Genomic DNA, 26763 nt, shown 5'->3' with positions numbered 1-26763 from the left:
ACTTTTTTAAAGCTAAAGACTTTATTATAACAGCAATTAAATTTATTCCTATAGTCAATAAGCATATATTTACCGTGTAATTATGATTTAAAATTATATCTTTAGCTGTAAGCACTGTTATTATTGTAAATATTGTACTTATAAAAAAAAGAATATTTCCTATTCGATTCAATAAAACTTTCATACCAGCCTCCAAAATTGAAATAAAATGTATTAACTATACTACATGCCTTGTTAAATACAGGTAATTTTTTTAATAATAAATGCATGTCAAAATATCTAGATTAAAATGTTGAAAAACTTCCGTTATGACCATACGGAGCCTTAAAAGTCGGTTCACTATGTATCTAAAAATAATATAAATGTCCAAACACAGCTGCCATTTTTTCTTTTATTCGTTTTTTAAACATAATCTTCTCTTTTGCTTATTTATTTTACATTTTGTGTTTACTCAATGTTTTATTATATAGTATTTATATCCTGATATCAAGTTTTTTCATCTACATTGATAATACATTATCTAGAATGAATTGCATCATTAGTGCTTAGACATTTTGCAATCCCCAAAAAAGAGATGCCACACTAGTTCATATTCTAGTGAGACATCCCCTAACATTTTGATACAATTCCTTATGTTTTTTCTATATTAATTCTAATTTTTTTGTTCCACTAAAGTTCCATCATAATACACTTCCAAACCTGCTGACTGGAAATTGATATATGGAGACCAGTCAGAATAATTCATCCTGGTCTGGATGTTAAATGTTCCACCATACAGCAATTGTGCCTTTGTAAATGCAAACTCTACATACTCCTCGGTCACATTGCATTTTACATTTGAAGTATATCCAATATAGTATGGTGAACAATTACAGGAAACTGCTGCATTATCAATCCATATATTTTGTTCTTTCTGGCTGTCTTTAATAAAATAGTAACGAAGTACAAGTTTTGACAAGTCGAACTCTTTTATAGTGCCACTACTGATTGTGTAATTCTGTCTTACCTGACTAGAAATCTCTGTCTGCACAATCACATCTGGTTTTTCTTTTGCAACAGGAACTTGGCTTGGGAATGGCGTTTCACTTACTACTGGTTCCGCACTTGAAACTGGTGTTTCACTTACTGCTGGTTCCGTACTTGAAACTGGCACTTCACTTACTACTGGTTCCACACTTGAAGTCGGTGCTTCACTTTCTGCTGGTTCCATACTTGAAGCTGGTGCTTCACTTTCTGCTGGTTCTGCACTTGGTATCAGAGAATCTTCCACATGAACCGAAGCTGTAAAATCATCCGTTCTGCCATACTGGCTTACGGTTACAATAACAGACGTCTTTCCAGCATTTTTCGCTTTAATGACACCATTTTCTACAGTCGCAACAAAAGGATCTTCTACTGCATACGTGATAACAGCATCCTTTGCAACATCTTTTACTGTAACTGCTTTTTTCTCGCCAGCTTTTAACGTTACCCCTTCTACTTTTGGCATAGCTTTCACAGCAAACATGCCATTTACATATTCTTGAATATCATAGAAGTATACAAGAATTCCGCCTGCTGTAAAATCAGTTGGTGTAGAGCTGAATGTCATAGCGGCTGGCCATCCGTCCATTTTGATAACACTAGAATCTGTAATCCATGTTCCATAGATGGAACCACCTTCTGGAAGTCCTAAATACTGAGAAGGAATCTGTTTTTCTCCTACATAAACAACCATTTTTTCTGGTTTCTTAATTTCAGCGGATGTATTCTCAGCATACTGGCTATCTACCTCAATACTAGTACCTTTCTTATTCATCCATACCTTTACTGTCTGGCCATTCCACATTTCCACATTTACTAGGATAGGCCCATCTAAGACAGAAGAATCTTTTAAGAATGAAGAAGATAAAACCAGTTTGTTTCCTGCATAATCCGGTGTGAAATCTCCATTGAATGTAAGGTATTTGCACCATGAATGTGTAGGTCCTACACAGCCATTTCTCTGATATGCAGAAATTCTTCTGACTTTTGCTCCATTATAAGTAAATGGAATGGTTACTCCATTTGTATTTCCTGTTGCTTTTCCCGCTGATGCTTCCGCATTTTTGCATAAATATTCATGCCATACAGCTCCACTTGTAAACTGAATCAGTAATTCATCAAACGTACCAAATTCATTAGAACCAAATGCTTTTAACTTACGATTTACATAAGAAGCTTTTACGGTAATCACAGCTTTTTCTTTGTTATAAGTATAATCACTGCCTTCTGTTAATCCTTTGATTCCTTTGAATTCTGGTCCATTTATAATGAGAGGAATCGTAACATCTTCCGATAGTTCTCCTTGGAAATAAAGTTCATCTAAACATGCTGCTGTGGAGGAACGTCCTGTCATGCTTGCGTCGACCATTTCTCCTAAACGTGGCTCATTCCATGCATAGTTCTTATCTCTTCTATTAATATAGTTTCCTGCATCCCAGAATACCATACTCATGCCATAAGTATGTCCAACTGCATTGACGCATTCTAAATATTTTACATATTCTCCTACTTCATTTGTTCCAAGCAGTCCATATTCCCCTACGATAATCCCAATGCCATTGGCAATGAATTTATCGTAAACCGTTTTAAATGTAGAATAAATAGCATCTCTGGAAGTAGTTTCTCCACCATTGACTGGATCGTCAAAACCTGTTGTACCAAGGTTTCCACTGAAGCACCATTCGCTGTAATAGTGAATGGTTGCAATTACATTTTCATCTTGTAATCCTTTGATCAGGTTATATAAATCATCTAAGGATTCTGGATTCTGGTTGGTATTATAAGTTGGCAACACAATCATTCTTGTTGCATTTTTTCCACCTGATTTACGGATGATGTTATAAGATGCCAAATTCACAGCATCTAGCATATCGTAAATGGTATTATGAGCTGTTGGGTAATCAAATTGCGGTTCGTTGATTGTTTCAAAACATACTTGTGCTGGTTCCTCTTTAAAATAATCTGCAATCTGTTCCCAGCTTTGTGTGAAACGGATAAATTCCTCTGCACTCTTATTTCCATTCCAGCTGCGCAGCCATGAGGAATCGTGATGCATGTTGATCATAACATAGAAACCTTCCTCTACCGCCCAGTCAACCACTTCTTTATAACGTGCTAACCAGGATTCGTCAATAACGTATCTTCCATTGACTTTAGAAGCACGACGGTAAGTAGTCATTGGGATTCGGATGCTGTCAAAACCTTCTTGTCTGATGGCATGGAGAAGTTCTTTTGTTACATTTGGGTTGCCCCATGTATTTTCTTTTAAGTCTTCCACATTCAGGTTCGTATCAAAACTGTCAAATGTGTTTCCTAAATTCCATCCATTATTGAAAGCTAACATAAATTGATTAGAGGCAGTATCCGGAATATCTTTCTGAACCGTTTCCTGACCAGAAGCAATGTCTTTCTTTCCTGTTGCTTCTGGTTCTGTCGCAAGTTTTCCTGTGCATGCCCAGAAACCTGTCAATTGAAGTTTAACCCCTTCTACTTCACAATAATTTAAATTTACACCTGCCACATCCCCCTCTGCACAGGAATCTTTAATGGCCTTCATAGGGATGTAGGCTATGTACTCACCATTTTCTAATGCAGAATCCGATAATGTGACTGCGTTACATTCCCAGCCTGCCCATGAGCTTGTAAATGGCATAAAATTAAACAGCCACGTCCAGCTCTGTAATCTGGATGGATTATCAATGGTATATGCAATTTTCAGATAATCCACATCTACGTCACGAACAGTTGTAATAAGGCCATCATATCCATCTCCTGTTCCTCTTGCTTCCTCATCCGAAGCGGTTACGCTTTGGCTTAACAGACTTATTTCTGTTAAGGAACTGTTTGTTTCTGCTGCTTTGACAGTCGTAAAACATAAGGATGTGATAATCATCACAAAGCTTAGCAGTACAGAAAGTCCTTTCTTCATTTTCTTCATAATAAGCACCTCTTTTAAAATTTATTCATAGGTAAATTATAGCTTTGGAAAATGAAGAGTTTCCTTGTGGATTCGGACATATGATAGCATAAAAAGGACATGATAAGATGCAAAACAAAGTGTTTCTGCTTATCCCCTTTTCATTATGTCACTTTTTTAGTGCAAAGGACTTAATTGTAACAGCTGCTATATTTATCCCTATAATCAGCAAACATACCTTTACTGTGAATTCAAGCCAGAGAAAAAGAGATGCCACACTAGTTCATATGCTAGTGAGACATCCCCTAACTCTTTATTACCTATTATTTCACATAACCAGACAACTCAATATTCAGTCCCTTAATTCCATTTGCCACTAAGGAAGCTACTGCTTTTGCACCTGTTTCTGTAAAGTGTGTTTTGTCAGTAGAAGCATCTGATGAAGAAATCATGTAATAATTGTAAGCGCTGTTGTATCCGATCTGATTCAAATGATTTACCATTAAAGTATTTAAATCAATACATGGGATCTTATACTGTGCTGCTATCTGCTTCATAGCGTTACAATAGTCATTGTAACTATTTACAAATCTTCCATTAGAGTAACTGCCTAAGCTTAATGTAGTCGTTACTAAAATAGGAGTTGCCCCTTTATTTAAAGCTCCTTCTACATACATCTTAATATATCTCTGATAAGTTCCGTCGCTTACTGGTGCATAACGGTCTTCATTATTATAGTTTGCATCGTTGATAGCAAACTGGATAAGAAGATAATCCCCTTTTTGAATCGTATTTAAAATAGCATCCAAGCGGCCTTGTGTTACAAAGTTTTTGGAACTTCGGCCTGCAATAGCATGATTTGCTATGGTAACGCCTGAGCGAAGGAAATCACCAAGATAAGCTCCCCAGCCTTGTTGTGGATAGTAGCTTTCACGGTATGTCTGTACCGTAGAGTCACCTGCAATGTAAATGGTTGGATTGTGCTTTGGTGCTTCACTTGGAACTGGTGTCTGTACTGGTGTCTGTGAAGGAACTGGTGTAGAAACAGGTTCTTGTGCCTGTCCATCACTGGATGTACTTCCTCCGTTATAAGCAAACTCATAGTAGAAGTCTGGATTAAATGTTCCATTACAGCTAAATCCAAAGGAAATAGTTCCATTGGCATTGATTGTACCGTTCCAGTCAACACTTGTTAGTACGTAATAATCTCCAGATTCCTTAATGGTTACGTTCCAGCTTCCACCAATCTGGAAATCTGCTTTTTTCAGTTTCAAAGTCCAGCCTGTAACATTCTGGCTTCCTTTATTTTCAATATTTATGTTAGCTGTATAGCCTCCATTCCAGCTGTTGACATCTGCTTTCACAGACACAGAACTGTTTCCAGCAGCTGGAGCTTTGCTTGGTGCTGCACTTGGAACTTGGGTCTGTGCTGGTGCCTGTGAAGGAACTGGAACAGCGGAAGGTACCATTACTGGGCTTGGAGATGGAGAAGGATTTCCCCCGATTTCTTCCATGTACCAGCTCTGGCAGTTATGTCCGTTGACTTCCCATTCCTGTACATTAGCACCAGAGGATGTCAATGCTGATTTTACTTCCACACAGCTGCTGTCGTTGGATACTTTTGTAAGGATCACATAACTTCCGTCTGCATTTTTCTTGAAACGGAAAAGCTGTGCATCATGATAGGTATTCTGATAAATCTGGATATTTGTTCCATTGGCTGTACGGGCACAGTCCACATCAAGAAGATACGTGTTTCCGTCTGCTATCTTGGAATATAGCTGATAATATCCATTTCCCTGATGAACTGCTCTCCAGGTTTTATGAGCCTCTACTCCATTGGCACCCCATTGCTGTACATTCGTTCCATTGGCAGCTTTTGCACCATTAATGTCCATATAAAGTCCACTATTTACATTGCGAAGCATAAATTCTTTGCCATTTAAGGAACCATCTGTAATTATGCCTGTGGCACCAGTTCCTTGGGATGGTGCTATAGAAGGCTGTGTAGCACCCTGTGAAGTGGAGAATTTCACATCATCTGCAACCAGTCTGGCAAGAATCTTAGCACCTTCACGATTTGGATGTAAACCGTCTGTTAAGAACAGATTGGTTGTTGCAGCCTGTCCGATTGATTTGTAGTATGTAAATGCTAAGTTAAATAAATCAACTACTTTTACATTCTGCTCATTGCCGATTCTGTCAAGAGATCCACCAAACCAGCGTCCTGTCAAGTTTGGATGCTGTGATACATCCGTAGCACGTCCCTGCTGTTTTACTAATACGACGGTAGCACCTTTCGCTTTTGCCTGTTTTACCATGCTTGTTACGGTCTCATAGTACTCCGTTTCGTTGGAATAATTACCATCGTTGATACCAATGGAAATCACATAGTAATCACCCTTCTTTAAATACTTAAGTACAGAAGCAAACTGGCCGCTGTTTACGAAACCTTTGGCATACTGGCCGCTTGTAGCTAAGTTCTTTACATAAAAGGAAGAATCTACATAGCTGCCAAGAAGCTGTCCCCATCCACATTGTGAACTGGTTGCTAACGGATAGTAATCACATACCGTAGAATCTCCACAAAGCCAGATTGTTGGAGGCATTGCTGGATTATCCGATAATCTGGTAATCTCTAATGCACTCATGGTAAATGCATATCCATCTTTTCCAGCTGTTGCAAGAATGTTTAACTGTCCGTCTGTGACAGGAAGTATAAAAGCTGCAGTTGCATTATTGCCTGTCATGTTCATAATCTGATAGACACCTTCTGCTGCCACACTAGTTCTCATAGTGTTTCCCAAGTAAACTCTTACTTGATATAGGCCATTGGCTAAGTCTACATTAAAGGTGTTGTTACTTGTCATGCCAGATGCCATAAACTGAACTGCATCACTTAACATGCCACTTCCGGAAGCACTTACATTTTTCATCTGGGATGGGGTGTTAAAACCATATCCGACACGTGAATTGTAAGCGGTTTCTGCTTTAACCTGAGTATAGCCGCTGACTGTTCCACCGTTACCAAAGTCAAATTTCATCGAATTGCTTGCAGCTTGTACATTGTCTGCAAATACTGTGACAAATCCGACCAGGAGAAAGATTGGAAGAACCATAAGCAGGTATCTCAGTCTGTTTTTCATTGTTTTCATGAAAAAAACCTCCTTATTAAAATTTTACTCTTGTATTATACCATATTTTCTAGAAAGATGAAATTATGGCATTATACGAAATTCTATAAGGAGGATTACATATAAACAGGATTTTCTTTTTTATCAGGATTTCTTTTTTCATATGCATATCTTCGCTCCCTAACCGTAAACATCCTCAAGGAACGGTATGCCACATATTTCTGACAATCCCATTATCCTAATGTAACATCCAGAATCATCATGACCAAGAATCCGATAGTAAATCCAATAGTACCCAGTTTTGTTTTATCATCCTGTTTTGCCTCTGGTACTAATTCTTCAATCACCACATACAGCATTGCTCCAGCTGCAAAAGACAAAAAATAAGGCAGCACTGGTGTCACGATCTCAGCTAGTAAAATGGTAATAAATGCTGCAATAGGCTCTACAATGCCAGAAAGCATGCCATAAATAAATGCCTGTTTTTTACTGCTTCCATCTGCTTTCAATGGCATGGAGATAATAGCTCCTTCTGGAAAGTTCTGAATGGCTATACCAATGGCAAGTGCCATAGCACCTGCAAAAGTTACTTGTGAACTATTGTTTAACACACCTGCAAATACAACTCCAACTGCCATACCTTCTGGCACGTTGTGAATGGTAACCGCTAACAGAAGCATTTTCGTCTTACTAAATACTGTCTGCTTAGTCTTCTTTGGCTTTAGGAAATCCTGACGCTGTTCGCAGTCTTCGCATTCGGGCATCAAACAGAAGTATGGAACTATTTTGTCTATTAGAATTAAAAAAGCCATACCCAGTGTAAATCCAATTGCAGCTGGCAAAAACGCTAGCTTTCCTAAATGTCCTGACATATCAATACATGGCATTAAAAGCGACCAGATAGAGGCAGCAATCATTACACCTGAAGCAATGCCAAGTACAGTCTGCTGGACTCTCGGCTTAATTTGTTTTTTCATAAAGAATACACAAGCGGCTCCCAATGATGTTCCGAAAAACGGTATGAGCACGCCTATTACATATTTCATCAATTTCACTCACCTCAATATATCATATGAGGCTCCTTTGAAAATGCGATCTATGAGATAAGCTTATTTGGCAAAATACTTTTTTTACCAGAATAATGTCTAGATGAAAATTTCAAAATCTATCTAATAAGTTACCGTTTTATAATATTATTTACAAACTTATTAATATTTTCCAATGGTTCATATTCAGCTTCATAGCAGATATTATCAATCATAACATATGGATAAAAGCATTTGACTATAACAGATGAGCCTTCTGATTTTTCTATCTTAATCTGTACCATCTGCCCTATTCTTTCTTCCTCTTCTGCTTTGCCACATACCTCCAGCTTATTGAGCAAAGAAATCATTTGCAAAGCCTCATCTTCCAAAAGGATAATATCAGACTTTAGACTGGCTTCATAAATACTTATGCTTGCCACATCGTCACTTGATAGTCTTTCAAAAGGCTTATCGTTCTCTGTTAAGGATTCTTTTATATCTTTCGTAACTGCTGGCACCTCAGAACCCTTGCTTTGACATGCGGAAAAATTAACAGCAGCTTCTGAAAAGAAAACAAAAAAAAACACATAATAAACCTATTGCTTTTTCTTAAAATTTTTCATATTCCCTCCATTTCTTTCATAACCAATCAAAATTCCTGAGCCAGTAATGACGTACCAAAAAAATCCACTGTCGCCTGATTAATTTCTTATTTTAAATGTTTAGCGTTCAATTCCAACTGATTTGCACCAGCATGCAATTGAACGCTAATCTGATTAACTGCACAATATCTTATGATTCATTATCTTATGCCGTCACATTTATTGCTTATAAATCCACCTTAGGTAATTTCGCAAAGCTTGCCTGTAATTCCTCATCTGTTGGAATATAATCAGACATTTTGCCATCGTGAAATTTTTCATAAGCAAACATATCAAAGTATCCTGTTCCTGTTAAGCCAAACACAATTGTTTTTTCTTCTCCAGTTTCTTTGCATTTTAACGCTTCATCAATCGCAACTCGAATTGCATGGCTGCTTTCAGGAGCTGGCAAAATTCCTTCCACTCTTGCAAACTGTTCCGCCGCTTCAAATACAGCTGTCTGTTCTACACTACGTGCTTCCATTAAGCCATCAGCGTAAAGCTGTGACAAAGTTGCACTCATGCCGTGGTATCTTAACCCGCCAGCATGGTTAGGAGAAGGAATAAATCCACTTCCTAGTGTATACATTTTCTGAAGCGGGCAGACTTTGCCAGTATCACAGAAGTCATATGCATAAACCCCTCTTGTTAAACTTGGGCAGGAGGCTGGCTCTACGGCAATAAATTTATACTCTGCTTCTCCTCTTAACTGCTGCCCCATAAATGGAGAAATCAATCCGCCTAAGTTGGAACCGCCACCTGCACAGCCAATGATGATATCTGCTTTTTGACCATATTTATCAAGTGCTGCCAATGCTTCCAAACCAATTACAGACTGGTGAAGAAGAACCTGGCTTAATACGCTTCCTAGTACATAACGGTAACCTTCCTGTGTTGTTGCAGCTTCAACTGCCTCGGAAATAGCACATCCAAGACTTCCAGTAGTCCCTGGATGCTCTGCTAAAATCTTCTTGCCGACTTCTGTTGATTCAGAAGGAGATGGTGTTACGTTAGCACCATATGTTCTCATGACTTCACGGCGGAATGGTTTCTGTTCATAAGAACATTTTACCATATATACCTGGCAGTCCAGATCAAAATAAGAACAGGCCATAGATAAAGCAGTTCCCCACTGGCCCGCACCTGTCTCAGTAGTTACCCCTTTTAAGCCCTGCTCTTTTGCATAATAGGCCTGTGCAATGGCAGAATTTAATTTGTGGCTTCCACTTGTATTATTTCCTTCAAATTTATAATAAATCTTCGCTGGTGTACCTAGCTTTTTCTCCAGGCAATACGCACGGACCAATGGAGATGGACGGTACATTTTATAAAATTCACGAATCTGTTCTGGAATATCTATGTATGGATTTGTTTCATCTAATTCTTGTTTTACAAGTTCTTTACAGAATATGTTACTTAACTCTTCTTCTGTAACTGGCTGTAAAGTTGCAGGATTTAATAATTTTGCAGGTTTGTTTTTCATATCTGCCCTGACATTGTACCACTGCTTTGGCATTTCTTCTTCTTTTAAATAGATTTTGTAAGGTATCTCATTCTTGTTCATAAACGGGTTCCTCCTATTTGTTTCATTTTATCAAAGATAACAAAACGTTATTCCTTTAAATCAATGAAGTATATTACAGATATTTTAGCACGTTAAAGGACGAATTACAAGATTTTCTAACGAACATGTACGAATACTTGCATTCTACGTCATATTGTTTATAATAAAAGAAAAATTGCATATACAAAGAAGGAGGAACTATGACTAACTTAATTCATGAAGCAAACGCTATTTTTGCCAATGACCGCTTTGCTGTCAAAACCTGCGGTGCTGCCATTGATTCCATTACAGAGGAACAAACTGTCTGTTCCATGGCAATTACCGAAGACCATCTCAATGCAGTAGGCACTTTAATGGGCGGAGCAATCTTTACTTTAGCTGACTTTACATTTGCTGTGGCATCCAATTTTCATAAAGACATTACCGTATCGGTTGACAGCCATATCAGTTTCTTGGGAGTTGCCAAAGGTGACAAGATCATCGCCCGTTCCAGATGTATAAAAGAAGGCCGTAATACCTGTTTTTATGAAATTGCTGTTTCCGATAATCTTGGAAATGCTGTTGCTCTGGTAAATATCACTGGTTTTATCAAACGAAAAGCTTAATTCTTTCCATTTTACCAGAAGCCCTGTCACGCAGGTTTTCCCAACATTACTTCCCGTTCCAGTTACATCCTTACTCATTCCAAAGCACCGCCGTATATCCTAATTCCTTTAACATTGCCATATCTTTCTCTATGGTGATTCCTTGCGTCGTAAGCATATCTCCTGAAATTGCGGCATTTGCTCCTGAACAGAAACAGGCTCTTCCCTTATCTGGCAGCAGGCCTCTTCCTCCCGCCAAACGGATGGAGGCATCTGGAACAAGATAACGGAAAATTGCGACGATTCTTCTCATTTCTTCATTGGTCAGGCGAGGATTGTTTTCATATGGAGTTCCTGGAACAGGATTCAGCATATTTACTGGAATGGAACGGATCCCCATTTCCCGGATATCAGTCACCATGCTGATTCGGTCTTCCATCGTTTCCCCAAGCCCCATAATGCCACCACTGCATACATTTAGCCCTGCTCTCTTTGCTGCCTGTATTGCTTTTAGCTTGTCATCATAAGTATGGGTCGTACATATTTCTTTGAAAAATGCTCTGGATGATTCTAAATTATTATGTACTCTTGTAACCCCTGCTTCCTTTAGCTTGGAAAACTGTTCCTTGCTTAGAAGTCCAAAAGAACCACAGATTGCAATATTCGTTTCCTTTTTAAGTTCCTTCACCATTTCACACACACGTTCCACTTCCTGGTCATTTAAGCATCGGCCTGAAGTTACGATGGAATAACGAAGAACTCCTTTCTCATCATTGTATTTTGCCTGTTCTAACACTTTCTCTGCTGGCAAAAGAGGATAGGTTTCTACTTCCGTTTTGTAGTAAGCAGACTGGGCACAATACTTACAGTTTTCCGAACATTTTCCGCTTTTTCCATTTATAATGGTACAAATGTCAAAGGCATCTCCACAAAAATGCTTCCGAATTTCATCAGCCCCTTTGCATAACTCTTCCAAATCAGCCTCCACAAGCTGTAATGCCTCTTCTTCTGTCAGGAGTTTTCCCTCTAAAACGGCGTGTTTTAAACTTTCTGCTTTTGTCATATCTTTCTTTCCTTTCCCTATAAAGCTTTCCTTCTTCCCATTGCAGAAAAACGGGAAGCAGTCTTCTCGCCACTACTGCCGCTAAAATACAAAGCGCAATGCAGCCTGGTACTGCTGAGAAAAAGCAATACAAAAACAAAGGCCAGACTCCTCTTCCTTTCTATGCTTTTTCCTGCCAGAAACATAGTATCGTATAAAAAACGAAATGTCAACCATAAATCAATTCAAGGTTGACATTTCGTTTGTTTATCCTGCACCTGAAAGAATCCTAGAATTTCATTTAATTCGGCATTTACCTGTCTTACTGGTTCTCTTTCCAGGAAATAATATATTCCCAACGGGTTTCGATACCTGGATTCCTGTGTACAAACTGACCTGTGATTCCATTGGCTTTTGCTGCTTCTTCAAAATGGCACATGGCAATTCCCATATCAATCTGATTCATCATACGCTTAGCATCCATATAGAAATGGAATTCACTTCAAATTCTTTTCGTTTTCCCTTTTGGGACATAATGTTTCCTAACCAGGAATTCTTCTCGGCTTCCCATCCAAGAGGACTAACACTTCCAATAACTTCGTTTCCTGCCAGCTCTATTACCTTGGCAAAGTTACCTTTATTAAAAGTTCCTCCGATCCAGCAGGTACCAAGACCAAGAGAAGTACAGAATAAAACTGCCTTTTCCATAACATATCCTAAATTCCGGTATCCTTCTTTTATATTTTCACAAACGCCTGCAAAGAAATAAGACGCACCTTTAATTACGCCGTAAGTGCCAAGTTTTACGCTTTTATCTCCTAATTCCTGCTTTACAAGCTTAATCTTTACTTTGCTCTGTTCCTTATTCTGTAACGAATCTAAAAATGCTCTTATCTCCTGTAACAATTCTTCTGGAATATCTTTTTTCTGATATGTCCGTACTGAATGCCTAACTTTCATAGACTCCATAATATCTAGCTTCATACGTTTTTCTACTCCTTTTCCTATCCTTATCATGCTTTTCCTAAACATATGTTCTGAAAACATAAATTTTTTCATTATACTATATTGATAAACAGAATACTATCCTAAAAATAATAAGAACCTCTTTTCTATGAAAGAAAAAAGGTTCTTATTCATATTCTTGCCAGTTTTCCTCTAAAATATGAGTTACCTTGCTTTATCCCATTAAGCCACACAGAAAATCAGCCTTATTCTTATTCTTCATCCTCATCCGGCTCGTCCCAGTTATGATATACTTCCTGTACATCATCATCCTCATCAAGAAGATCCAATGTTCTCTGGAAGAATTTAATATCTTTCTCATCTGTCAACTGAGCATATGTCTGAGGGATCATTGTAACCTCAGCCTGAACCATTTTGATCCCTTCTTTTTCAAGACCTTCACGAACTGCACTAAATGCATCTGGATCTGTTAAAACTTCGAAGCTGTCTTCTTCTTCGTTGAAATCTTCTGCTCCGGCATCCAGTGCTATCATCATTAAGTCATCTGCGTCCATGCTGCATTCTTCTTTGTCGATGATAATCTGGCCTTTTTTGTCGAACATATATGATACACAGCCTGGAGTACCAACGTTGCCATTTCCCTTGGTAAATGCGTTACGTACATTGGAAGCTGTTCTATTCTTATTATCTGTTAATGCTACTACAATTACAGCGATACCATTAGGTCCATATCCCTCATAAGTAACCGTTTCGTAATTAACGCCAGCCAAGTCACCGGCAGCTTTTTTGATGCCACGGTCAATTGTATCGTTGGGCATATTATTCGCTTTTGCCTTGGCGATTACATCACGAAGACGGCTATTATTAAGCGGGTCTGGTCCACCTTCTTTTACAGCAACCGCAATTTCACGACCGATAATTGTAAAGATTTTACCTTTCGCTTTATCATTTTTCTCTTTTTTATGTTTGATATTGGCGAACTTAGAATGTCCTGACACAATCATTCTCCTCCTTTAAATATGATATAAACAACCTGTTACATTTTAACACCAAATTTATCAAGTTACAAGCCTTTATACAAAATAATGCACCAGAAGACCGTATGTAGCATAAAATTAACAGATTTGCGGGCTATTTCGTTAAGTTTTCCATGCTTTCTGTGATAATTCCAGCAGATTCACTTACCTTTTCCGACTCTGCTTTTGCAGAATTGCTTAACTCATATACTTCCGTTGCAGTTGCGGAGACATTTTTGGATATGCCGGACATATCATTTACAGACTCTACTACGGAAGCCGTTTCTTTCTGCACCACGTTCATCTGAGCTGATATGTTTGCCATATCTTTCATAAGCTCCAGCAGACTGGATGTGACCTGATTTAAGCTGTTATAGGTATCATTGATTCTTGTGTTCTGCTCTTCCATTCCATTTAACATAGAAGCCAGACGGTTATCTGCCTGCCTGGAGCTTTCCTCAAGCTCAGTCAGGATCTGTTCGATTTGGGCGATGGAATCCTTAGTGGAATCTGCAAGTGAACGGATTTCGTCTGCTACTACGGCAAACCCCTTGCCTGCTTCTCCTGCACGTGCTGCTTCGATAGAAGCATTTAAGGCAAGAAGATTCGTCTGGGAAGCAATTTCATGAATTACGTCTGTTACCGAACGTACTTTATTGGCTTTGTCAACTAAAGCCTTCATCTGCTCATTTACCAGAATGGAATCTCCCGTAACCTGCTGGGTGATTGCTTTTACCTGTTCGATATTCTGGCTGCTTAATTCTACATTTTCCTTAGACTGTTCAGAATTAACCGCAAGCTCGCTTGCCAATCCAGCAACCTGATCCACTGTTTTCTGAATGGTAATGGCTGCCTGTGTCTGATCCGATAATGCATTAGACACTTCTTCCATTCCATGCTTTACCTCTCCCATGGAGGAATTCATCTTATCAATTAAATCTGCATTGGTATCAATGCTTTCTTTTATCTGCTGAATCTGCAGCGCTACTTCATTAGAAGCCTCAACAATGGTACTGGTCTTCTGTTCTGCGTTGGCAGCCTGATCTTCTATCTTTCCCAGTCTCCACGCATTGGTCTGGCTCATGATCTTACTGGAAATGTTTGAAAACAGAATAAGCAGTGCATATACAGCTATGACTGTTTCATAAACGGCCACATAGACACTGGAATTCCAGCCTTTTATTGTATACCAGTAAACAATTACAGCAATAACTTCGAAAAATGCAATGGATGTAAATCTTAAGTTCAGTTTCTGATTAGAATAAATCTGTAAACATATTACAAATGGAACAAAAAACAGTACATTCGATATGGAAAATGCATGAATAAAAGTCACACACACAAATACACAGTAAGCAATAATTCCAAAATCTGCAATTTTCCTTCCAAGTCCATCGGTTTTTTTATAGTAAACATGTGCTAGTATGTACGGAATAATGGCGATTAGAGATAAAACAGATACATATGCCAGATCCTGTTTGCCTGTGAAATATTCTACGATAAATGCCAGCTCTAAAGTAGCAATGACAATCCCCCAGCTCAGTAAAAAGAGCCAGTTCTTTCTTCTAAATACATCTTGCTCAGTATGAAACATTTTCATTCTCCTTTAATTTTTACAAAATATAGTTTATCAAATACTCTGATAATCCCCCCTCTTTTTGAATATTTTGTAAAACAAGTTTTTCTTGGGTGTCTTTTTTCTTTTCGTTCCTTATTTTATTATACGTAAATAATTCTTCATAAATGGATTATATTATCAACGAATCTGTATGTCAAGTCATTGAATAATGCAAAAAGCCAAGAGAGCCTGCCATGCCCTCTTGGTTTTTGCCATACAATATAGCTTTATTTCATTTCTTTTATAAATAATTCTCTGATTACAAAATTCGACTTGCTTCCTTCCATTTCCCAATTCCGATAATCTTCCAATGTAAGATCTTCTTTATCCGTAAGTACATAAGCCGTATACTCTGTTTTTTCTTCCTCCATGCTATTTAAGCCATCCACTGCTAAAAGATATGGCAGCCTTCTTCCTGAACTAAATAAATTATATTTCGTATATTCATGAACGAAACCATCTTTATAAACATAATCAGCAAAAGCATTTTCCCCATAACCGCCATCCATTACCCGAACCATGGAATCCTTCTTGCTGTGCACATCCTCCATAAACTGTTTCCACTTGTCTTCTCCATACACCAGTTTTCCAGAATCTAATATGACACATCCATCCTTCTTTGCCTGTTCCACCGAGTAGTATTTTGGCACAGAATCCAAACCATTGTAACGTACAGAATAGCTGTAAACATAAACAGAGCCTGCCACTGCCAGTGCAGCCGCTGCATAAGCAAACTGATTCCAGCCTTTTTTGAAACATGCTGTCCAGTTCAATTCAATTAAAGAATCCACAATATAAAGACCAGACATAGCTCCGATAACCAAACCAATTCCCTTAAAGAAAACCGTATCTTCATTAAATACAGATTCAAATGATGTCGCTACAAACAATGTAATAAAAATAACCAGTAATGCTTTTATGATAACTTTGGCAATTGGAAATGCAATGGTCTTTCCTGCTGCTTCGCTATTTCTCCTTGCATAAAGCAGCCTTGCGGCAAATGTACTTATTACAAGCAATACAATCAGGTAAAGGATATCACTCATATCGCATAGAGCAGTACTAAGTCGTTCATGGCTATACACGATATATTTTTGTGAATTATATATCCTTCCGTAAATTTCCACTGGGGATATCATAACATACTTATCCCATAAATCAACTGCCGAGACTGCTTCCCCATTGAAAATATTTCTGACACACTCTAATAAACATGGAAAATACATCAATAAAGTTCCTGCACCTAATATGGAGAAAACAAACTTTCCAGTCAGACAGCACGCCAGAATCGTGAAGGCATAAACAGCAAGATAAAATAACACATTCACCAAAAATGTCTGTAACACTACCAGCACCAGTGTTCCTGAAAAACAGTTATTTACACCAGCCATAACTAATACAGCCAGCAAGCTAATTAAATAAGGAACTATTCCATTTACTGCACCTTGTATATAACTTACCCAGAATAATTCTCTCTTCTGAAATGGCTGGCTAAAATAGAAATCCAGTTTCTTTCTTGAAGAAAGATAGGAAAACAGAATAATTCCATTTAAAACAGCTAAGCCACAAAGAACAATACATAACATTTTATTATCATAAAACAGCGAAATCAGCTCGCCATCACGGCTAATCAGAAGGTCTCCCCTTGCCTCTTTAAAGGGAATCTTAGACCACTCTTTAAAATTCACAATCTTGCCAGAAAAACAAAATGGCAATGCGAATAAATATTCAAGGAGTCCTATTACTGCTAACCAGATATTTCGCCTGGAATCTCTTCGATATAAGTTTTTTAAAGACATCCTAAGATTCATTCGTCTTCCCCCTTTCCTTCTTCTATATCATAAGCCAGCACACAATCTGCTTCATTATAATCCACATTCCAGTCTATTACATACTTCCTGAAATCTTCAAAAGAATAGTCCTTTTTGCTAGTCAGGACATAGTACACCCTCTTGGTATCCTTTGGATCAAATTTTCCTGTAAGACGTACCATATATTTATAATTGCAAGCTACTCCATATAGATTATAATTGTCATACCGCTTTATCTCTCCATCTTCATACAGATAATCCGATAGAGTACTGTAGTCTGCTGCCCAATAATCCGCCAAACGCACTTTTGACTCTTTTCCTAACGCAATATCCTCTATAAAGCGATCTAAACTTTCTACTCCTGCTACTTCTTTATACACCCTGATATCTCTGATACAATCCTCAAAAGTTTCGCTGGCTTCATAGCATTTATCCTCATTCATCACTACACACTTATCGTTCTGGGCCTGTTCTTTTGTATACTCCTCTCCAATCTTATCAAACCCATTATAACGATAATGATTTTGAAATCCGATTACGGATACAAATGCAGCTGCACTAATTCCCAGATAAACCATCTGTTCTTTCCAGTTTCGTATATTTCCTTTCCAGTTCAATTCCAGCAGGATATCTACAAGATAGCTTCCCAGCAAAAAACCGAATACTGCACCAGTGATTTTATACGTCATAGAATTCATATCATACATAGAGGATACAATCACAGCACCTATTAATGTAAAGAGCACAGCCAGAAATCCCTTAATTACTTTTTTCGCATGTTTAAACACTATGGTTTTTCCTGTGTCACTTGCATTTCTTTTCCCATACAGGACTCTAGCTGCTGCCAATGTCACTAGTGCAATTACCAGTAAAGCAACGACACTTTTTCCCCCTTTATATACCAAAGCAATATCTTCTGGTACTGCTCCCATGCTGGCATTTCCAGCCTGGCCAAAGAACCATATCCCAGCACTTACAGGCGATAGCAGATAAATGTATTTCATGATTGTATTAAGATAGTACATTCTGCCATCTACTAGATATTCTAATATGATATAGACTACTGGTGCATATGCCAATAAAGTCAAGGTACCTAACATGTGAAAAACCATTCTTCCTGTTAAGACGCAAGCAAGCAATGTCACAGCGAAACAAGCACAGTATGTCAGATATCCTACTAAAGATACATAAAGCAATACCACAGTAAACCCTATCGTAAGACAGCCATTTGCTCCTGCCAGCAGGAACATAAGCGCAAGATTAATGCACAATGGCAATACTATGTTTCCAATCCCCTGCTTATATCCTAGCCAAAAGAAATCTGACTTTTTCACTGGCATTGCGAAATAGAAATCCTGTTTTGATTTGTCACTAAGATAAGAATACCGTACAATTCCATTTAAAAATGCCAGCCCAATGAGAACCGCTAAAAAAAACAGATTTCCATAAGTAAGGTTTCTTAAACTTACCACACGCTGAACTAGCAGGTCCTTGCTAGCATACCGGAATGCCACGCCATAATCAGAACCAAATGTAACAATCTGCTGCATGAAATAAAAGGGCAATGCTAAGAAAATGGCAAACCCGCTAAAACAGGTCAAAAACAGATTTCTCTTAGCTTCTAAACGATACAGGTTTTTATATGATGTCTTTAAGGTCATAACCTACAGCCTCCGTTTCACTTATAAAGATCTCTTCCAGACTAAGAGGCAGTACTTCATAGAATACCGAAGCTTCTTTCTTCATACGTTCTACAATTCTTACCTCATCTCCACGGACAGTTGCGGTCACTAATTTTCCCTGTCTTCCACATGAAACTATCTGGAATCCTTCTAATATTTCTTTCGCTGTCTTTCCATCCGGCAACACAAACTGCACTTTATGAAGGTCTAATTTCAGTGCCACGATATCTTCGGAAAGAAGCACTCCACCTTGATGCAAAAGTCCAATGCTGTCACAGATATCTTCTAATTCCCTTAAGTTATGCGAAGCAATAACTGGTGTAAAATCACGTTCTGCCACTTCTTTGGCAAACAGGCTTTTCATTCCTTGTCTCATTAAAGGATCCAGTCCATCAAAGGTTTCATCACATAATAAATATTTTGTATTGGCACAGATTCCAAGCAAAAATGCAACCTGTCTTTTCATTCCCTTTGAAAATGTTTTCATTTTGCGTTTTCTGTCTAGTCTGAACTTTTCTAATAAGGCATAAAAACGTTCTAAATCATACTTTGGATAAATGCCATTGTAATATTCTGCCATAGTGGCTGGAGCTGCTTCTGGAAAAAAGTACTGTTCGTCTGAAAGATAAAAGATTTCACTTTTTACCTTCACATTGTCATACACTGGCTCACCATCTACTAAAATCGTTCCTTCATCAGGTTTAAATACTCCACTAAGCATCCTAAGAAGTGTACTTTTTCCGGCTCCATTGGTACCAATCAGCCCGAAAACCATGCCTTCTTGAATGTTTAATGTTACATGCTTTATAGCACATATATCATCAAATGTTTTCGATACTCCATTTATGTTAATCATCTTTCCACTCTCCTATTGAAATTACTTTGTTTCCCTTTTAACTATTTGCTATTGGATAATACTGTTCCAATACTTGCTTAATGTCTTCAATGCCTACGCCTAACTCACTGGCTTCTTTTACAAGGGCTTTAAACTTTTCGATTAACTCCATCTTCTTTTCCTCCTGAATTTTCGACGTATCTGATACAAAGTTTCCTTTTCCTTTTACAGAATAAATATATCCTTTCCGTTCTAAGTCTGCGTATGCCTTCTGTATGGTATTGGGATTAATTGCAAGTTCTACCGCCAGATTCCGGACGGATGGCAGCTGACTGTCTGGTTCAAACACTCCATGCAAAATCAAAACACTTAGCTTGCTGCTAATCTGTTCATATAAAGGACGTGAATCCTTATAATCAATATGAATCATGCCTTCTCCTTTCACACCGTACTATGTGTACTAGGTGTACTATTTATATTAATACAGTTAGTATATTCTGAATTCAGGAATATGTCAAGCAAAAAAGTACTGCCACTAAAAATTTTTATCAGTGACAGTACTTTTATTTTTTTATCGCATTTCCGTCCCCTTACGAGGCCATACAAAATGCATTAATGATTATTATAATAATAGTAACTACAATAATCATTTCAGTCCCCTTACGGGGATCTATATTATTGAGAACCTTGCTATTACCAGATCAAAATACGATTTACGAAGTAAAATCCATTTCCAGCTTTCTAAAACATTTTTAAACCTATATGTAATTTTACATATAGCAAAAAACGGAATATTCTTCATAATAAAGTTTATATATAACCATGTTTCACAACAATTCTCTTTTTCAAATATTGATGCCTATCATGACCATAACAACAACTATATTGCTGTAACACTCATAATCCTGATGAAACCATTAATACATTGTGGATTATAGCCAACATGATGCATCCTTTGATAATATGCAGTTTAAACTTACCTACATATATACCTTCTACTCAATCGTTATAAATGTGAAATCCCACTGTTCTACAACTTTCTCCAATTATAGCCGCCACGGCTGACACATTTCATAACCCCGCCTTTTACTTCAACATTTTATCACATTTCCATCCCCTTACGGGGATCTGTATTAATTAACTGCTGAATATTGCGGACATGTCATTGAACAATTTGGTATATTTCCGTCCCCTTACGGGGCTTTGCATTACTTAACATAAAGAACGAACTATTTTTAATGCTAACAATTACGAGTTTCCGTCCCCTTACGGGGCTTTGCATTACTTAACCTAACATATTCTATCCCTGCTGGCAAAAGATGTGCATAGTTTCCGTCCCCTTACGGGGCTTTGCATTACTTAACTCATCCTGCTGTTTCGTACCCCCATCCGAATCTTGTTTCCGTCCCCTTACGGGGCTTTGCATTACTTAACCTAGTATTCTTGCACCAGTCCAAGATGTACTTTTAAGTTTCCGTCCCCTTACGGGGCTTTGCATTACTTAACTTAAAGGAGAAGAAATTAATGTATTTATTTTAGAAGAGTTTCCGTCCCCTTACGGGGCTTTGCATTACTTAACTGAGAGACGCATGGATTGAATATATTGAAGACAAGGTTTCCGTCCCCTTACGGGGCTTTGCATTACTTAACTAAAGAAAAGAGGTAGTATATATGGCATACGGATATAGAAGTTTCCGTCCCCTTACGGGGCTTTGCATTACTTAACTTGGAAATCAAACATTGTCCAGCATGTCCAGATATGGTTTCCGTCCCCTTACGGGGCTTTGCATTACTTAACGATACTGTTAAGCCTTACTATGAAGGCATGGAAGAGTTTCCGTCCCCTTACGGGGCTTTGCATTACTTAACTTAAAATAGTTAATTAGTATTACCTCAATAGAGGGATGGGTTTCCGTCCCCTTACGGGGCTTTGCATTACTTAACAAACTTATAGCTTTATTTTCGAGGGTGGCTACCTCAGTTTCCGTCCCCTTACGGGGCTTTGCATTACTTAACAGAATACGTTGTATTGAATCAATAGGAGAAAATATTGTTTCCGTCCCCTTACGGGGCTTTGCATTACTTAACTTATTTAGCTGAAATACCTGCAGAGGAATACAATGGTTTCCGTCCCCTTACGGGGCTTTGCATTACTTAACTTAAAAAAAACATTATTAGGAAAGGAGGTTGTCTCTAGTTTCCGTCCCCTTACGGGGCTTTGCATTACTTAACGAACAAAGTGAGGACTTTTTATGTCGTTCTGTTTTTGTTTCCGTCCCCTTACGGGGCTTTGCATTACTTAACCCCGTCTTCTGAAACCCTTGTTATTACTGGGCTAAAAACACAGTTTGCGGAGCAAAACCTTTTTTCAGTTTCCTAAACCATTTTATCCCCCTAAAATCTCCTCAAACCCATATAGAATCTTATGCGGAGCAAAAATGGAATATTCTTCATAATTCAGTTTTGTAAACCATTGTATCTTCCAACAATTTCTTTTTACATTCTACCAAAATTCCTGCTGCTTTTCAACACATAATTACAAAACACCAAACCCGTTTTTCTCATTTTTTCGTTTAATGTTCTTCCTGACAGTACTAGAAAAAGGCCAAAAAGGAACAAAGACCATTCTCTGCTTAAGTCTTTGTTCCTTTTTAATCCTTTTGCTAATTATCCAATTTTCTTATTCTTTATCGTCCAGTTTTTACTTCTTCTTTTTTCATAAGCAATTAACTTTGGAAATGCTTCTTCAATCGGCAAGGTTACCTCTAGAACAGCGATATCCTCTCGATACAAAAGTTTTGAACTTTTCATTCCAACCTTGGAAGCAAGCAGATAGCTGCAGTCCGAAAGAAAGCTTACATTTTCCAAAGAACCATGACACTTTCCTCCAGGGCCACTACAGCCTCCCCCGCCACAGGTTTTCCCCTGATTTGCTGTTGAAGAAGTATCGTTCTTTAGATTACTGTTTTCTCTAATTGCAATCTGTTTCCAAGTTTCATTCTGATCAATCTCATAAATATAAAAGTTTTCTGTATTGCCAAAATGGCAGTCAATAGTTTGTCCATCACTGCTTGCAAGTGCAACTCGAAAACGGTACACTTGATTATGTTCCATCAATCCACCACCTTATTTTCCACCAACTGCCGCTGAATAAATTCGTTCTAATAGTGTTAAAGCACCTCGATACCCAATGTAACTGCGATTCACCACTAACGTTTCTGTGGCAGGGACGCTGACTTCTATCAGCAATGCATCCCGTTCACGTGCAGCATCACTTTCCCATGTACTTCCCAGCACAAGTGGTTTTCCACTGCCAAAATCCGCCTTGCTAAGAGATTGTTCCACAAGATATCCATCTTCAAGGAATTCTACCTCCACAGATACCTCTTCCGAAAGATTACGATACAATTCTCGTATCTGGTCACGGTACTTTTCCGGTGGATTATCTGTAATAATTTGTTTTACTGGTATCAGTCCTATCTGATCTGCAAGAAACTTCGTCAACGCAATATTATCAGAACTATTCCCAATTGTGGCAAACTTTGCTGGAAGTCCATACCAGTACTCTGAGAAAAAATCCGAAAAGTGTTCTAGGAAATAATAATAAATTCCGGATTCCTGGCTAATGAATTCCTCTGACTGTGTCTTGTCAATCCCTGCATATTCCACAAGTTTTCGGATAAATGCGGTGGTATCTTCTTCCCCAATCGGAATCACTGGAACATGAATATAAGGCTGGCCATATTTTTTCTCGAGATGTTTTGCGATTTTTAATCCATTCCATGTAGATAATACCAGATTAAACTGTGCTTTGGGAATCTCTTTCCATTCCTTAGCCCCACCGCTTTCTGGTCCAAAAAGCACATTTACTTTAAAGCCCGCCCCTCTCAGAATTCTAACAATCTCCAGATAATCACCACGCCAGTTCATATTAAAGTATGGAGTTTCAAACCACAAGTTAATAAGGCCTTTCTCTTTTGGTCCATTGTATGCGCCTGTATCGGCAAAAACAACTGGATAGCCACTTTTCTGGTATTTTCGCACAACCGATCCAACATCATCACCAATCAGTTCTCCTGAACAGCCTGTCAAGACAACGTATAAATCTCCTTTTAATACAGCAAGGGAAGACTGCACTAGCGCATCCAGTTTTTTCGTACCTCCAAAGACAATATCATTTTCCCCTACATTTGCACTTGGAACATTACCGCCTCCTGCACCTGATACTCCCTGAAATCCATTATCAAAGCTCATAAAGAAAAATTGCTTGTACATACATCCTGGTCCACAATTTGCAATCGGCACTCCTCCTTTAATTGCTGCAACCGTATATGCTGCACCGACTGCACAAGCATAATGAGCATGAACGATGGTTCCTCCTTTTGATTTTGCCATTAATATTCGTCCTCCTCTTCTAAAAATGATTCCGTTTTGACTGGAACAATCTTATCCAGTATTTCTTTATCATGTGCAAGCAGAAATGGATCTTCCTGACGAACCCACCAGTCTGAATAAGGTACTGACACATGTTTTTGCAGAACCTTATTGAATTTCTTTCTTGCTATGATATTTAAAAGGATCTCTCCTGTACGAACCATTCCATCATAACCAACTGGAATATGCTCATCTCCCATTGCTAATGCTGGAATACCAAGTTTGGCTGCTTCTGGTGCTAATCCCTGATGACGGATAATAACAAAATCAGGCTTTTGGATACGGTTAAAAAGATTCGTAAGCTGATAAGCTTCCGTCTTGCTAACGGTATAATATTTTACATCTCCATAATGATCAACCAGTTCCTTCAATGTATTCTGATTCTCTCCTGCACCATCATACACAGGATCGTGATGGAAAATAATAGAACCCTCCACTTCAATCCCCAGTTCCTTAAGTACAGTAATCAGTCCATGTGCATAAGCAGATCCAGTCATAACAAAACCACGGATGCCTTTCATTTTTTCTCTAAGTTCCTGTACTTTTGGAAGTATACGGGCATGTTCCGCCTGTATGTATTGTTCCGTTTCTTCTTCTTTTCCAACGATTCTGGCAATTGCACGAAGCCACTCATCCGTTCCACGAAATCCGTATGGCTGTGGTGCATCTACTTGTGGCACGCCAAAATGTTCCTCAAGTCCTGTTGCCATATAAGAACCCAATGTATTACAAAATGTAGCGGTTGCCACAGCTTCACTAGCCTGTGCTAATTCATCATAGCTGGCCATATCAATCATATAGTTTACACGCAGTCCCATTGGCTTCAAAAGTGGTGTAAAATAGTCTGTCCCCCACAAGGCAATGATATTAATTAAATCTTTCTGCTTTTGTGGCTTTTTCTTGACAATCTGGCGAAGTACACCATGTTGCGAGATATCAAATCCAGTGCTCCAGTGTTTCGATCGGAAGCCTTCACAATGCAATGGAATTACTGGAATACCAAGTTCCCCTTCCATCTGTTCTGCAATATCATCAATGTCCTCACCAATAATTGCAGTAGCACAAGCCATAGAGATAAAAATAGCCCTTGGATGCTCACGTTCAAAAGCATCCTTACATGTCTGGCGAAGCTTATTGCTTGCCCCAAAGACCATATCACTTTCCAATAAATTGGTACTATAAATTTTAAGATTCTGTGCTGGTTTATTTCTTCTTTCCAGCCCCATGTTAAATGCAAGGTTAAACCATGGATTATCTGCTGAACATCCAATTGGTGCATGCTGTATAAGGATACAGTCCGTTATATTCCCAATCTGGCATTCCACAATCGCATTGGCACACATAGTCTGCTGGTTTAAAGGTGAATTAAGCTCACACAGCTTACAATAACTTTTTGTTCCACAGCTGCCATCCGTTTTTTTTCCTTGTTTAGTCTGACTTCGTTCTACATAATTTGATTCTTCAACAAGGCTTGAAGCTTTGCCATCCCATCCTATGATAGTCCCCAGACGCATTTCCCGGTTCTCCACAGAACTCATACCCAGATTAATTGACATTTATCAATCACGCTCCTTCATCCAATCGTTCTTTCTTGTAAATCATTAATTTTTTTCTGACGTTTCTGCTAGAAAAAAAGAAACACCAGTATATCATATTTTTCCTATATGATATCGCATGATATGATTTAAGTGTGATTTTATCATAAATGCCTTCTGTTGTAATTTATCTGTTTTTTATTATTCGTGATAAAAATTTCATATGTGTGGAATGCCACCTTTCAATGCTGTGCATGAATCATTTTACTTGAACAGGAACCAAAGATATGGTAGAATGGCAGATAATGTAAAGCAACTTACCGTATTGAAACAGCTTGTAATGAAAATATAGCTTTATATTACAATAAAATAAATTTTTTTCATCTATTTCAAATTCTAGTACAATAATAAATGATAAGCTGCAAAAAAGGTTACAGTACTAGTTAAACTCTACACAATCTTAAAACGAAAGAAGGATAATATGTTGTGGTAAACTAAAGTTGTAACACCTCTACCTAATAAGATATAATCTTATAAAGGAAGAGAGGATACAATTATGAGAAAAAATTATGAACCAGAAACAAAAAAGCAAATTGTCCGCCTTCATCTAGAGCAGGGAAGAACCATCAAAAGCCTTTCAGAAGAATACGGAGTATCAACTGCCAGTGTATCTAACTGGGTCAATCAGTTTCGCAAAGAATGCCAAAATAATAGCCAAGCCAAAGAAGAATACGATTCCATGCAGGAAATATTAAAACTCCGAAAGGAACTTGCTGAAGCACGCAAGGAAAATGAGTTTTTAAAAAACGAAAATCAGCAAGCTGATTATGGCATTTTTTGCGAAGGAGATCGATTAGAGGCTTATCGATTCATCCAATCCTATCATGAAATCTTTGGAACTAGATGGCTGTTACGTAAGTTTAACATCTGTCC

The 26763-nt window shown here is 38.1% G+C and carries 19 protein-coding genes, 1 pseudogene and 1 CRISPR repeat array; of the genes and pseudogenes, 2 read left to right on the top strand and 18 right to left on the bottom strand.

The features are described from left to right. Window positions 1-652 precede the first annotated feature (652 nt). The 5 genes from BMY85_RS06040 to BMY85_RS06020 all read right to left on the bottom strand — a co-directional run bounded on the left by BMY85_RS06040 (window position 653) and on the right by BMY85_RS06020 (window position 10307). Complete coding sequence (locus BMY85_RS06040; protein ID WP_092477373.1) at window positions 653-3961, bottom strand: cellulase family glycosylhydrolase; 3309 nt, start codon at window positions 3959-3961, stop codon at window positions 653-655. A gap of 302 nt (window positions 3962-4263) precedes the next feature. Further along, a complete protein-coding gene (locus BMY85_RS06035) occupies window positions 4264-7095 on the bottom strand; it encodes a GDSL-type esterase/lipase family protein (RefSeq protein ID WP_092477372.1) in 2832 nt (943 codons plus the stop codon). A gap of 212 nt (window positions 7096-7307) precedes the next feature. Further along, window positions 7308-8120, bottom strand: coding sequence for a ZIP family metal transporter (locus BMY85_RS06030; protein WP_092477371.1), 813 nt, complete (start codon window positions 8118-8120; stop codon window positions 7308-7310). A 131-nt stretch (window positions 8121-8251) separates the two neighbouring features. After that, window positions 8252-8689 carry a hypothetical protein gene (locus tag BMY85_RS06025; RefSeq protein WP_092477370.1) on the bottom strand — a complete coding sequence of 146 codons (438 nt, stop codon included), beginning with the start codon at window positions 8687-8689 and terminating at the stop codon, window positions 8252-8254. A gap of 241 nt (window positions 8690-8930) precedes the next feature. Further along, a complete protein-coding gene (locus tag BMY85_RS06020) occupies window positions 8931-10307 on the bottom strand; it encodes a TrpB-like pyridoxal phosphate-dependent enzyme (RefSeq protein WP_092477369.1) in 1377 nt (458 codons plus the stop codon). 200 nt (window positions 10308-10507) lie between these two features. Here BMY85_RS06020 and BMY85_RS06015 point away from each other — a divergent pair, with 200 nt between their 5' ends. Next, entirely contained in the window at window positions 10508-10912 is a 405-nt protein-coding gene (locus BMY85_RS06015; RefSeq protein WP_092477368.1) for a PaaI family thioesterase, read from the top strand. A gap of 70 nt (window positions 10913-10982) precedes the next feature. Here the strand turns inward: BMY85_RS06015 and bioB are convergent, their stop codons facing one another. The 13 genes and pseudogenes from bioB to BMY85_RS05955 all read right to left on the bottom strand — a co-directional run bounded on the left by bioB (window position 10983) and on the right by BMY85_RS05955 (window position 25851). Next, on the bottom strand, window positions 10983-11954 hold the full coding sequence (gene bioB, locus BMY85_RS06010; protein ID WP_092477367.1) for a biotin synthase BioB: 972 nt from the start codon (window positions 11952-11954) through the stop codon (window positions 10983-10985). A 49-nt stretch (window positions 11955-12003) separates the two neighbouring features. Next, window positions 12004-12105, bottom strand: a pseudogene (locus BMY85_RS16250) (biotin transporter BioY); the annotation flags it as partial. 150 nt (window positions 12106-12255) lie between these two features. Further along, a complete protein-coding gene (locus BMY85_RS15545; RefSeq protein WP_177180663.1) occupies window positions 12256-12402 on the bottom strand; it encodes a hypothetical protein in 147 nt (48 codons plus the stop codon). Beyond that, the gene (locus BMY85_RS06000) at window positions 12399-12917 is read right to left on the bottom strand and encodes a nitroreductase family protein (protein ID WP_177180662.1); all 519 of its coding nucleotides are present in this window, start codon (window positions 12915-12917) and stop codon (window positions 12399-12401) included. The genes BMY85_RS15545 and BMY85_RS06000 overlap by 4 nt, the downstream gene beginning before the upstream one ends. 233 nt (window positions 12918-13150) lie before the next feature. Further along, a complete protein-coding gene (locus tag BMY85_RS05995) occupies window positions 13151-13897 on the bottom strand; it encodes a YebC/PmpR family DNA-binding transcriptional regulator (RefSeq protein ID WP_092477474.1) in 747 nt (248 codons plus the stop codon). Between the two features lie 133 nt (window positions 13898-14030). Continuing rightward, a complete protein-coding gene (locus BMY85_RS05990) occupies window positions 14031-15509 on the bottom strand; it encodes a methyl-accepting chemotaxis protein (protein ID WP_177180661.1) in 1479 nt (492 codons plus the stop codon). 251 nt (window positions 15510-15760) lie between these two features. Continuing rightward, the gene (locus BMY85_RS05985; RefSeq protein WP_092477364.1) at window positions 15761-17344 is read right to left on the bottom strand and encodes a hypothetical protein; all 1584 of its coding nucleotides are present in this window, start codon (window positions 17342-17344) and stop codon (window positions 15761-15763) included. Continuing rightward, on the bottom strand, window positions 17341-19005 hold the full coding sequence (locus tag BMY85_RS05980; protein ID WP_092477363.1) for a hypothetical protein: 1665 nt from the start codon (window positions 19003-19005) through the stop codon (window positions 17341-17343). Before BMY85_RS05980 ends, BMY85_RS05985 begins: the two co-directional genes overlap by 4 nt. Then, window positions 18983-19882, bottom strand: a complete 900-nt coding sequence (locus tag BMY85_RS05975; protein WP_092477362.1) for an ABC transporter ATP-binding protein — start codon at window positions 19880-19882, stop codon at window positions 18983-18985. Before BMY85_RS05975 ends, BMY85_RS05980 begins: the two co-directional genes overlap by 23 nt. A 37-nt stretch (window positions 19883-19919) precedes the next feature. Further along, window positions 19920-20291, bottom strand: a complete 372-nt coding sequence (locus BMY85_RS05970; RefSeq protein ID WP_092477361.1) for a GntR family transcriptional regulator — start codon at window positions 20289-20291, stop codon at window positions 19920-19922. Between the two features lie 676 nt (window positions 20292-20967). Then, a CRISPR array of direct repeats spans window positions 20968-22165; the repeat unit is 36 nt; unit sequence GTTTCCGTCCCCTTACGGGGCTTTGCATTACTTAAC. Between the two features lie 363 nt (window positions 22166-22528). After that, complete coding sequence (locus BMY85_RS05965; RefSeq protein ID WP_092477360.1) at window positions 22529-22975, bottom strand: NifB/NifX family molybdenum-iron cluster-binding protein; 447 nt, start codon at window positions 22973-22975, stop codon at window positions 22529-22531. A gap of 12 nt (window positions 22976-22987) precedes the next feature. Next, window positions 22988-24256 carry a nitrogenase component 1 gene (locus BMY85_RS05960; protein WP_092477359.1) on the bottom strand — a complete coding sequence of 423 codons (1269 nt, stop codon included), beginning with the start codon at window positions 24254-24256 and terminating at the stop codon, window positions 22988-22990. Next, complete coding sequence (locus BMY85_RS05955) at window positions 24256-25851, bottom strand: nitrogenase component 1 (protein ID WP_092477358.1); 1596 nt, start codon at window positions 25849-25851, stop codon at window positions 24256-24258. The genes BMY85_RS05960 and BMY85_RS05955 overlap by 1 nt, the downstream gene beginning before the upstream one ends. A 535-nt stretch (window positions 25852-26386) precedes the next feature. Between BMY85_RS05955 and BMY85_RS05950 the strand changes: the two genes are divergently transcribed. Then, on the top strand, window positions 26387-26763 hold a 377-nt coding region (locus BMY85_RS05950), incomplete at its 3' end, for a transposase (RefSeq protein ID WP_143066332.1).

The sequence above is a fragment of the [Clostridium] polysaccharolyticum genome (genome assembly GCF_900111595.1).
GTDB lineage: Bacteria > Bacillota > Clostridia > Lachnospirales > Lachnospiraceae > Clostridium_AI > Clostridium_AI polysaccharolyticum.
The sequence above is the reverse complement of the archived record's forward strand: the minus strand, read 5'-3'. Positions and strand labels throughout refer to the sequence as shown.